This window comes from Methanocrinis sp., assembly GCF_049974945.1.
Lineage (GTDB): Archaea > Halobacteriota > Methanosarcinia > Methanotrichales > Methanotrichaceae > Methanocrinis.
The window spans coordinates 1-8,630 of the sequence record NZ_JBNGCU010000074.1; the positions used below are offsets into that span (position 1 = coordinate 1).

The following is an 8,630-nucleotide window of genomic DNA, read 5'->3' on the forward strand; positions in this document are numbered from 1 at the left end:
GCCCTGGCGCACTGGAGGAGGTCGTCGGTGACCCCTCCCAGGGCGGAGGTAACGACGATGATCTCGTTCTCATCGCTCAGGCTCTTCACCAGCTCTCCGACGTTTCGGAGCTTCGCCCCGTCGGCCACCGAGGATCCGCCAAACTTCATTACCAAGCGTGCCATCTTGAAAACCCTGTGAACGTCCCGTCTCATCGATATAAGCTTTACTCAGGGTTTTATAATTGAAATTGTATTTCTCAGTCGGCTCTCGTCGGCCACCGAAGTTGCCAAGGCGGGACCCAGACGCTCTGGCATCGTTCTCGTCTTCAGATGGCCTGGGGGGTCAGGCGCGGGGCAGGATTGTGGGCATCCTTTGAGCCGATCGCAGGTCTGGGGGGCTTCCGAGCCGCTCTGCAAGGCGCTCTGCATTTTCTATGCCTGGTTTGGTTTGGCAGCGTATACGCAATTTTCATAGGCCGACGAAAAAATCGATTGTAGCGACCTCACGAGAGGCGTCATCGAGGGCCGAAGGCTTATATAGGTGTACGAAAATGGAACCGAGACTCCAAGATTAAGAAGCTTTAGATTCAGAGCTTTATCTCAAATTTCGCGAGGCTTGATATGGGCAAGAGGAAGAAGATGGCTGAGCGCGTAACCGCGCTGATGGACAAGCCAGAGAAGATCAGAAATATCGGTATTGTTGCGCATATTGATCACGGCAAGACCACATTATCTGACAATCTGCTTGCAGGAGCCGGCATGATCTCCATGGAGCTGGCGGGCAGGCAGCTATTTATGGACTTCGACGAGCTGGAGCAGGCTCGCGGGATCACGATAGATTCCGCCAACGTCTCCATGGTCCACGAGTACAAGGGTGAGGAGTACCTCATCAACATGATCGACACCCCCGGTCACGTCGACTTCGGCGGCGACGTCACCAGGGCGATGCGGGCCGTGGACGGAGCCGTCGTCGTTGTCGACGCCGTCGAGGGCGCCATGCCCCAGACCGAGACGGTCCTGAGACAGGCCCTCAAAGAGAACGTCCATCCGGTTCTTTTCGTAAACAAGGTAGACCGGCTCTTAAACGAGCTGAAGGTGGACAAGCAGGAGATGCAGCTCCGGCTGGGTAAGCTGATCGACAACATAAACAAGCTCATCAGGGGCATGAACGAGGAGAAGTACAAGGCGGGATGGAAGGTGGACGCCGCCGACGGGAGCGTGGCCTTCGGGTCCGCCCTCTACAACTGGGCTATCAGCGTCCCCCAGATGAAGAGCACGGGGATCGGCTTCGGCGAGGTCTACGACTACTGCGCGGCCGGAGACATGAAGACCCTGGCCGAGAAGTGCCCCCTCTACCTCGCAGTCAACGACATGGTCATCCGCTTCCTCCCCAGCCCCCTCAAGGCCCAGAAGGAGCGTGTCGGGGTCATCTGGCACGGGGACAAGAAGAGCAAGCTCTACAAGTCGATGGAGGCCTGCGACCCCCGGGGGCCCGTCGCCTTCATGGTCACCGACATCTCCGTCGACCCCCACGCAGGCGAGGTCGCGACAGGCAGGCTCTTCTCGGGGACCCTGGAGAGGGGGATGGAGCTCTCCATCTCCGGCGTCGCCAAGCCCAACCGGGTCCAGCAGACGGGAATATTCATGGGCGCCGACCGGATCGAGGTGGAGAAGATCCCCTCAGGGAACATCGCGGCCGTTACGGGCCTGCGGGACGCCTTCGTCGGCGCGACGGTATCCTCGGACAGGGAGGCCACCCCCTTCGAGGACATCAAGCACGTCAGCGAGCCCGTGGTCACCGTCGCCGTGGAGGCGAAGAACACTCGCGACCTTCCCAAGCTGGTGGAGGTTCTGAGGCAGGTCGCGAAGGAGGACCCGACCCTCAACATCACCATCAACGAGGAGACCGGCGAGCACCTGATGGCAGGGATGGGTGAGCTCCACCTGGAGATCGTAGCCTATCGGATTCAGAGGGACAAGGGCGTCGAGATCACCACCTCGCCACCCATCGTCGTCTATCGAGAGTCGATAACAGGAAAGACTTCCGGAGCCGTCGAGGGCAAATCGCCCAACCACCACAACCGTTTCTACATCGAGATCGAGCCCCTGGAGCTCGAGGTGGTGGACGCGATCAAGTCCGGCGAGGTCTCCATGAAGATGGAGGAGCTGGAGCGGAGAAACATCCTGATCAGCAAGGGGATGGACAAGGAGGAGGCACGGAATATATCCAGCATCTTCGAGTCCAACGTCTTCATCAACATGACCAAGGGCGTCCAGTATCTGAGAGAGACGATGGAGCTGATGTTGGAGGGCTTCGTCGAGGCGACGAAGAACGGCCCCATATGCAGAGAGCCTGTCCAGGGCGTAAAGGCAAAGCTGGTGGATATCAAACTCCACGAGGACGCCATCCACCGGGGGCCCGCCCAGGTCATCCCCGCGGTCAGGCAGGCGGTCCAGGCTGGGATCCTCATGGCGAACCCCACCCTTCTGGAGCCCTTCCAGAACGTCTTTATACAGGTTCCACAGGAGCAGATGGGCGGTGCCATGTCCGAGATCCAGGGCCGAAGAGGCATGATCCTGAGCATGGAGACCGAGGGCGACATGATCATAATCAAGGCGAAGGCGCCGGTCTCTGAGCTCTTCGGGTTTGCGGGAGCGATCCGGGGGGCCACCGAGGGCAGATCTCTCTGGAGCACGGAGTTCGCCGGCTTTGAGCCGATCCCCCCTGCGGCGATGCAGGAGACCGTTCGTCAGATCAGAGGCCGCAAGGGTTTAAAGACCGAAATGCCTAAGCCCAGCGATTACCTGAAGGCTTGAGGCCTTCCCTGAAAAGATTTAAACGGAAGAGACGTGAATACGGAGTTAAAAGTTAACCGGAGGAGATAAAGATGGCATCAGAGAAGCCACACATGAACCTGGCGTTCATCGGACACGTCGACCACGGGAAGTCCACTCTCGTAGGAAGGCTGATGTTCGAGACCGGCGCTGTTTCTCCACATATCATCGAGCAGTACAAGAAAGAGGCCGAGTCGAAGGGAAAGGGCAGCTTCGAGTTCGCCTGGGTCATGGACAGCCTGAAAGAGGAGCGAGAGAGGGGCGTCACCATAGATATCGCCCACCAGAGGTTCGACACCGACAAGTACTACTTCACCATAGTCGACTGTCCCGGCCACAGAGACTTCATCAAGAACATGATCACTGGAGCTAGCCAGGCCGACGCTGCAGTCCTGGTGGTCGCGGCCCCCGACGGGGTCATGGCCCAGACGAGAGAGCACGTCTTCCTCGCGAGGACCTTGGGGATCAACCAGCTGGTCATCGCGGTGAACAAGATCGACGCCGCCAAGTACAGCGAAGAGCGGTTCAAAGAGGTCAAGGAAGAGGTCGGAAAGCTGCTCCAGATGGTCGGATACAAGGTGGCAGAGATACCCTTTGTACCCGTATCCGCCTTCGTCGGCGACAACGTCATCGCCCGGGGCGACAACCTCACCTGGTACAGCGGCCCCACCATCCTCGAGGCCCTGAACAACCTCAGTGAGCCCGAGAAGCCCACCAACCTGCCTCTGAGACTGCCCGTTCAGGACGTCTACACCATCTCCGGTGTCGGAACCGTCCCCGTGGGCCGAGTCGAGACTGGGATCATCAAGAAGGGCGACAAGATCATCTTCGAGCCCGCCAACGTCAGCGGCGAGGTGAAGACGATCGAGATGCACCACGAAGAGGCCGACCAGGCTCTGCCCGGCGACAACATCGGCTGGAACGTGAGGGGCGTCGGAAGAAAGGATATCAGGAGAGGCGATGTCTGCGGGCATGTCGACTCGCCGCCCAGCGTGGCCAAGGAGTTCACGGCCCAGATCGTGGTCCTGCAGCACCCCAGCGCCATCTCCGTGGGTTACACTCCCGTCTTCCACTGCCACACCTCCCAGATCGCCTGTACCTTGACCGAGATCAAGGCCAAGCTCGACCCCAGGACCGGCGCGGTGAAGGAGGAGAACCCAGCCTTCATCAAGGCAGGCGACGCCGCCATAGTCACCGTGACGCCCACAAAGCCGATGGTGATCGAGAAGGTCAAGGAGATCCCACAGCTGGGCAGGTTCGCCATCAGGGATATGGGCCAGACGATAGCAGCGGGCATGTGCATGAACATCACACCCCGCTAACTCAAATTTTTCTGGTGTTTGAGTTATGCAGAAGGCAAGAATACGGCTATCTGGGACCGATCCCCGCTCCCTGGACGACATATGCAGCCAGGTGCGAGGGATCGCCCAGAGGACGGGCGTGCACATGGCGGGACCGATCCCGCTCCCGACCAAGAGAATGGTGGTTCCCACGAGAAAGAGCCCCGATGGGGAGGGGACCGCCAGCTGGGACCACTGGGAGATGCGGGTGCACAAGCGTATGATCGACCTGGATGCCGACGAGCGGGCCCTTCGTCAGCTTATGCGGATACAGGTTCCCAAGAACGTCAACATCGAGATAGTGCTGGAATCCTAGCTGGACTCGTAGTATAGTCTGGATAACACGGAGGCCTCCGGAGCCTCAGTCCCGGGTTCAAATCCCGGCGAGTCCGCTACGACCCTTTTTTGTTTTGTTTCGCCCTTTTTTTCGGCTATCGTCTCTCTTCGACATTTTTGGCATTCTCCTCTCTCCCGTCGCCTCCGGCAAAAGGTTCATAGCCTCCTAGGATTTCTTCATCTTCCAGAGATAAGGATCGGCGTGGGATAACGATGATTACCGGAGAAGATGTAGATCATATAAGCTGGCTTGCCAGCATAAATGTCGCCGAGGAGGAGAAGGAGGCCTTCGTAGCCTCGTTCAACTCGGTCCTGGATTACTTCCATCAGCTCGACGAGCTCGATACCGAGGATGTAGAGCCCACCTACCGGGTGGTCGACCTGACCAACGTATTCCGGGAGGACGTGGTGGCCGAGTCCATCTCCCAGGAGGAGGCGCTCTCGAACGCCTCCAGAAGGGAGAACAGCTACTTCAAGAGCCCCAGGATCGTGTGATCGTCATGTTGAGAGAGCTCAAAGAGAGGCTCGCGGCAGGAGCTTCGGCCGAGGAGATGGTCTTCTCCCTATTCGAGAAGATCGAGAAGAGCGATCTGAACGCTTATACAAACCTCTCGGAGGATCTGGCCCTCGAAAGGGCCCGGGAGTTCGACAAAGCTCCCTGGTCCGGCCTTTTGGCCGGCGTTCCCATCGCCATCAAAAGCAGCATCTCAACCAGGGGGATCGAGACGAACTGCTCGTCGAGGATCCTCGAGGGATACATCCCACCCTACGACGCCCACGTCATAGAGCGGCTGAAGCAGGAGGGCGCGATCATCCTTGGCAAGACCAACATGGACGAGTTCGCCATGGGCACCTCCACCGAGACGAGCTATTTCGGCCCGACCAGAAACCCCTGGGACACCGGCCGGGTTCCGGGCGGTTCCTCCGGCGGGTCCGCCGCGGCCGTGGCCGCAGGCGAGGCCCCGTGCGCCCTGGGCTCGGACACCGGCGGTTCGATCCGCTGTCCCGCCTCTTTCTGCGGGATCGTCGGCCTCAAGCCCACCTACGGCCTCGTATCACGGTACGGCCTTGTCTCCTACGCCAACAGTCTTGAGCAGATCGGGCCCTTGGCCTTGAGCGTCGAGGACGCGGCCCTGGTGGCGGAGGTGATAGCAGGCCACGACCCGCGGGACTCGACATCTGTAAAGTCCGATGGTGGATACCTTCCGAGCCTCGACGGCGGCGTCGAGGGGCTGGTCTGTGGCGTTCCCAAAGAGTACTTCGGCGAAGGGGTGGATCCGGTTGTTGAGAAGGCGGTCTTGGACGCCATATCGAAGCTCGAGGAGCTGGGAGCATCCTGGAAGGAGGTGAGCCTTCCCTCCACCAAGTACGCCCTTTCTGCCTACTACATCATCGCCATGAGCGAGGCCTCCTCGAACCTGGCGCGGTTCGACGGCCTTCGCTACGGCCTGAGGCTGGGGGCCGATAAAGACTGGCATACGACGTTCTCCGAGATCAGAGCCGCAGGCTTCGGCCCCGAGGTGAAGAGGCGGATCCTCATCGGGACCTACGCTCTCTCGGCCGGCTACTACGGCAGGTACTACCTCAAAGCCCTCAAGGTGAGGACCCTGATCAAGCAGGACTTCGAGAGGGCCCTCTCGGCCGGCGGCGCCGACGTCCTGGTGACGCCCACCATGCCCTTCCCGGCCTTCAAGATCGGGGAGAGGATCGAAGACCCGCTCTCCCTCTACATGGCCGACGTCTTCACCGTACCCATAAACCTGGCCGGCGTTCCGGCGATATCCCTACCTTGCGGCTTTGCCGACGGCCTTCCCATTGGGCTGCAGATCATCGGTCGCCACTTCGATGAGGTTGGCGTCCTCAGGACCGCCAAGGCCTACGAGGATGCGACGCCCTACCACAAGTTCGTCCCGAGGGAGGTGGTCTAGGATGGCAGAAAAAGATGTCATCATAGGCCTGGAAGTCCACGTCCAGCTGAACAGATTGAACTCGAAGCTCTTCTGCGCCTGCTCCACCGACTATCACGACTCCCCTCCCAATACCCACACCTGCCCTGTCTGTCTGGGGCTGCCGGGAACCCTTCCCGTGGTGAACAGAAGGGCCGTCGAGTACGCGATAAGGGTCGCCCTCGCCCTCAACTGCGAGATCCAGGGAGAGACGCTCTTCTATCGGAAGAACTACTACTACCCCGACCTCCCCAAGGCCTTCCAGATAACCCAGTACGACTTCCCCCTGGGGCTCGGGGGCCATATTCTGATCAAGGGGGAGGACGGCGAGGAGAAGACGATCAGGATTACCAGAGTCCACATGGAGGAGGACCCCGGAAGGCTCGTCCACGCCGGGACGATCGACCGGGCCAAGTACTCGATGGTCGACTACAACCGATGCGGCATGGCCCTCCTGGAGGTGGTTACAGAGCCGGACCTGCGGTCTCCAAGGGAGGCCAGGTCCTTCCTGGACAAGCTCCGAAACATTTTGGAATATCTGGACGTCTTCGACGGCAACCTGGAGGGCGCGATGAGGATCGACTCGAACATATCCCTCGCCGGCGGCGAGAGGGCCGAGGTGAAGAACATATCGAGCCACAAGGGGGTCGAGAAGGCCCTCGCCTACGAGATCACCCGGCAGAGGAGCGCCCGGAGGAGGGGGGTCGCCCAGGTCCAGGAGACCCGCCACTACGACGAGCTCCGGGGGATCACCGTATCCATCAGGACTAAGGAGGGGGCTCATGACTATCGCTACTTCCCCGAGCCCGACCTCGTTCCCATGAGGATCGCCGATTGGGTGCCGGAGGTGAAGGCACAGCTTCCGGAGCTTCCCGACGCCAAGAGGGAGAGGTTCGTCTCCGAGTACGGGATCGCCGACGATCACGCGAAATCCCTCACCTCAGATATCAGGGTCGCAAACTTCTACGAGCTGGTGGCAGAGCGGGCGTCTCCGAGGCTCTCGGCGGTCTGGATCGCCGACATCCTCAAGGGCGAGCTGAACTACCGGGACATGCCGATCGACAAGTTCAGCCCCGACCAGATGGTCGAGATCCTCGATATGCTGGAGAAGAGCAGGATCACAGAGAAGGGCGCCGTTGAGGTGATCCGCACCATCCTCGACCAGGGTGGGGATCCGGCCGCAGTGGTGGCGGCGAGGGGGCTGGCCAGGGCCGAGGACGAAGCGGTCTTGGAGGCGGTCCGGGCTGCGGTGGAGGAGTGCGACCAGGCGGTGGCCGACTACAGGAGCGGAAACGAGAAGGCGATCAACTTCATCGTGGGCATGGTGATGAAGAAGACTCGGGGGAGGGCAGACCCGGGGGAGGCTAACCGGCTGGTCAAAGAAGCCCTCGACGAGATCTGAGGGCACCCCTCCCTCCTCGGTCTATTTTTGTCTTTTTTCCTATCTTTTTATCCTCAGGCACCGTTCTCCGGGCTGTAGTGGATTCCCCAGAGCCACCCTCCCTGCCCCTGGGCGAAGACCCAGATCTGGCCCATCCCATCGGAGACGGCAGCGGGCTGGCCCGAGATCGAGCCCTTCAGGTTCTCTCCGTCCTCCCAGCCCTCACCCTCGTCCACGACGTGGATCAGCTCCTCGCCGAGGGTTGCAAAGAGGTCGATCCTGCCTTCTTCTATCACGACCGCCGGGGCCGAGTCGGCCCACTGGTCTATCGTCTCGACGGAGGTGTCGCCGGTCTCGGGGTCGACGGAGAGGTGCCCGATACCGCCCCCATTGTTCAGGGCGAAGATGTGGATCAGCTCGCCGTCACAGGCCGCCGTCGGAGGGGAGGCGAAGGACCTGCCGAGGGGCTGCCAACCCGCCCAGGCCGGCCCCTCTCGGGACCTCTCAGTGGGCAGGTCGGCGGAGTTCCAGACCAGCCCTTTGGAGCTGTTCAGGGCGAATAAATAGATCCTCTCCGAGAGGAGGACCGCAACAGGCCTGGATCCGATCTCGCCCTCGATCGAGACCCAGTCCTCGGTCTTATTGCAGGCGACGCCTTCATCGCATCCCCAGTACCTCTTGTAGAGACAGTGGTTGGTGGGGCCCCAGGTGAATAGGAGGTAGTCGCCGTCGGAAGAGCCTGTCGATATCGCCGCAAGCTCGTACTTTCTGAAGTGGACCCCTCCCAGGTTCTTGTTGTATGGGGGTGGGC

At 60.5% G+C, this 8,630-nt stretch carries 6 protein-coding genes, 1 tRNA gene and 2 pseudogenes; 7 read left to right on the forward strand and 2 right to left on the reverse strand.

Annotated elements, in window-relative coordinates:
- Nucleotides 1-194, reverse strand: a pseudogene (locus tag ACP5EL_RS07745) (hypothetical protein); the annotation flags it as partial.
- A 408-nt stretch (nt 195-602) separates the two neighbouring features.
- Between ACP5EL_RS07745 and ACP5EL_RS07750 the strand changes: the two are divergent.
- The 7 genes from ACP5EL_RS07750 (at nt 603) to gatB (ending at nt 7,840) form a co-directional block, all read left to right on the forward strand.
- Nucleotides 603-2,798, forward strand: coding sequence for an elongation factor EF-2 (locus ACP5EL_RS07750; RefSeq protein WP_428401943.1), 2,196 nt, complete (start codon nt 603-605; stop codon nt 2,796-2,798).
- A 71-nt stretch (nt 2,799-2,869) separates the two neighbouring features.
- Nucleotides 2,870-4,138 carry a translation elongation factor EF-1 subunit alpha gene (gene tuf, locus ACP5EL_RS07755; RefSeq protein WP_428401944.1) on the forward strand — a complete coding sequence of 423 codons (1,269 nt, stop codon included), beginning with the start codon at nt 2,870-2,872 and terminating at the stop codon, nt 4,136-4,138.
- A gap of 25 nt (nt 4,139-4,163) precedes the next feature.
- Nucleotides 4,164-4,472: a 30S ribosomal protein S10 gene (gene rpsJ / locus ACP5EL_RS07760; protein WP_428401945.1), complete on the forward strand. Its 309-nt coding sequence runs from the start codon at nt 4,164-4,166 to the stop codon at nt 4,470-4,472.
- Nucleotides 4,473-4,474: 2 nt separating this feature from the next.
- Nucleotides 4,475-4,548 (forward strand) — tRNA-Arg (locus ACP5EL_RS07765).
- 157 nt (nt 4,549-4,705) lie between these two features.
- Nucleotides 4,706-4,987 carry an Asp-tRNA(Asn)/Glu-tRNA(Gln) amidotransferase subunit GatC gene (gatC, locus tag ACP5EL_RS07770; protein ID WP_428401946.1) on the forward strand — a complete coding sequence of 94 codons (282 nt, stop codon included), beginning with the start codon at nt 4,706-4,708 and terminating at the stop codon, nt 4,985-4,987.
- Nucleotides 4,988-4,992: 5 nt separating this feature from the next.
- Nucleotides 4,993-6,420, forward strand: a complete 1,428-nt coding sequence (gene gatA, locus ACP5EL_RS07775; RefSeq protein WP_428401947.1) for an Asp-tRNA(Asn)/Glu-tRNA(Gln) amidotransferase subunit GatA — start codon at nt 4,993-4,995, stop codon at nt 6,418-6,420.
- Nucleotide 6,421: 1 nt separating this feature from the next.
- Nucleotides 6,422-7,840, forward strand: a complete 1,419-nt coding sequence (gene gatB / locus ACP5EL_RS07780; RefSeq protein WP_428401948.1) for an Asp-tRNA(Asn)/Glu-tRNA(Gln) amidotransferase subunit GatB — start codon at nt 6,422-6,424, stop codon at nt 7,838-7,840.
- A 53-nt stretch (nt 7,841-7,893) separates the two neighbouring features.
- On the opposite strand, the pseudogene ACP5EL_RS07785 reads toward gatB, so the two are convergent.
- Nucleotides 7,894-8,630 (reverse strand): annotated as a pseudogene (locus tag ACP5EL_RS07785) (hypothetical protein); the annotation flags it as partial.

Excerpts from the sequence above, each read along its gene's own strand:
- ACP5EL_RS07750 (WP_428401943.1), top strand. The coding sequence starts at position 603 with ATGGGCAAGAGGAAGAAGATGGCTGAGCGCGTAACCGCGCTGATGGAC.
- gatB (WP_428401948.1), top strand. The coding sequence starts at position 6,422 with ATGGCAGAAAAAGATGTCATCATAGGCCTGGAAGTCCACGTCCAGCTG.
- gatC (WP_428401946.1), top strand. The coding sequence starts at position 4,706 with ATGATTACCGGAGAAGATGTAGATCATATAAGCTGGCTTGCCAGCATA.
- rpsJ (WP_428401945.1), top strand. The coding sequence starts at position 4,164 with ATGCAGAAGGCAAGAATACGGCTATCTGGGACCGATCCCCGCTCCCTG.
- tuf (WP_428401944.1), top strand. The coding sequence starts at position 2,870 with ATGGCATCAGAGAAGCCACACATGAACCTGGCGTTCATCGGACACGTC.
- gatA (WP_428401947.1), top strand. The coding sequence starts at position 4,993 with ATGTTGAGAGAGCTCAAAGAGAGGCTCGCGGCAGGAGCTTCGGCCGAG.